Raw genomic sequence first — 1,460 nt, 5'->3', positions numbered from 1 at the left:
GGTCAAGTCCCGTGGAGTGGTGTAACCGTTTCGTGATCCTTCAAGGATGTGGGGGCTAGTTTTCGTTGTGATTGCAGATGCTCGCGACGAGCTCACTCACGGTGTCGGAGTACAGCCCAGGAGTGGGGGCGCTCATGCTGCGGCCCCGAGCTCGGGGAGCTCATGGTGCTGGCCGATAGTGTCGGTACCCACGAGCGTGAGGCGGCACCTCGCGAGAACGTCAAGACCGAGGTAACGACGACCCTCGGCCCATTCGTCAGACTGCTCCGCAAGAACGGCCCCGACGAGGCGGGTGATCGCGGCCCGGTTCGGGAAGATCCCCACCACATCGGTCCTGCGGCGGATCTCACGGTTCAGGCGCTCGTTCGGGTTATTCGACCAGATCTGCTGCCACACATCTTTCGGGAACGTGGTGAACGCGAGAATGTCAGCCCGGGCAGCATCGAGGTGGTCGTGCACTTCGGGGAGTTTGTCCTCGACGTAGTCCAGGAGCCGGTCGAATTGGGCCTCAACACTTTTCTGGTCGGGTTGGTCGTACACGGAATGCAGCATCGCTTTCACCGCCGGCCACATGCTCTTCGGGGTCACTGACATCAGGTTCGCAGCGTAGTGCGTGCGACACCGTTGCCACGACGTCCCAGGGAAGTTCGCGCGCATCGCTTCAACGAGGCCAGCGTGCGCGTCAGAGGTGATGAGTTTCACCCCGGTGAGGCCGCGCGCGACAAGGTCTGCGAAGAACCCGTTCCACGCCATCGTGGTCTCCGCGGTCGCCACTTGCATGCCCAGGACTTCCCGATGCCCGTCAGCGTTCACCCCGGTCGCGACGAGCACCATGGTGTTGATCACCCGCCCGCCCTCACGCACTTTCATCGTGAGTGCGTCGCACGCGACGAACGTGAACGGGCCGGCCTCACCTAACGGCCTCGTGCGAAACTCACGCACATGCTCGTCCATATCGGCGGCCATTCGGGAGACCTGCGACTTCGACAGGGAATGGATGCCAAGGGTCTTCACGAGTTTGTCCATCCGCCTCGTTGAGACGCCAGCGAGGTAGGCGTCAGCGACGACGGTGATCATCGCCGCTTCTGAGCGTTTGCGACGTTCGAGGAGCCACTCGGGGAAGTACGTGCCGGAGCGGAGCTTCGGGATCGCGACGTCTATGGTTCCGACACGCGTATCGAGTTCACGGGTGCGGTATCCGTTGCGGGAATTCACTCGGTCAGCAGAGGGCTTCCCGTACTCGGCGCCGCAGATCGCATCTGCTTCGGCTGAGAGGAGGGTGTTGATCATGGTTTGCAGCAGGGTGCGCATCAGATCCGGTGATGCGTCGCCCAGCGCGTTGGTGAGGACGGTGGCAGGGTCGACAATAGAGGGAGTGGTCATCGGTGTGACGCCTTTCGAGTGGGATGTGAGAGTTTCCTCGAAGGAAGATCCCGGTGGCCACGCTGACGTTTACTGGC

1 protein-coding gene is annotated in these 1,460 nt (G+C 62.3%); it reads right to left on the bottom strand.

Annotation, left to right across the window (positions count from 1 at the left end):
- Positions 1-132: 132 nt before the first annotated feature.
- Positions 133-1,383 (bottom strand): IS256 family transposase, encoded by a 1,251-nt coding sequence (locus AB0O71_RS15445; RefSeq protein ID WP_193591830.1) that lies wholly within the window; start codon positions 1,381-1,383, stop codon positions 133-135.
- Between the last annotated feature and the right edge of the window lie 77 nt (positions 1,384-1,460).

Origin of the sequence: Leucobacter sp. NPDC077196, assembly GCF_040687075.1 — a bacterium.
Taxonomy (GTDB): domain Bacteria; phylum Actinomycetota; class Actinomycetes; order Actinomycetales; family Microbacteriaceae; genus Leucobacter.
The sequence above is the reverse complement of the archived record's forward strand: the minus strand, read 5'-3'. Positions and strand labels throughout refer to the sequence as shown.

Bases quoted from the DNA above. Each gene is read 5' to 3' on its own strand.
- AB0O71_RS15445 (WP_193591830.1), bottom strand. From the start codon at position 1,383: ATGACCACTCCCTCTATTGTCGACCCTGCCACCGTCCTCACCAACGCG.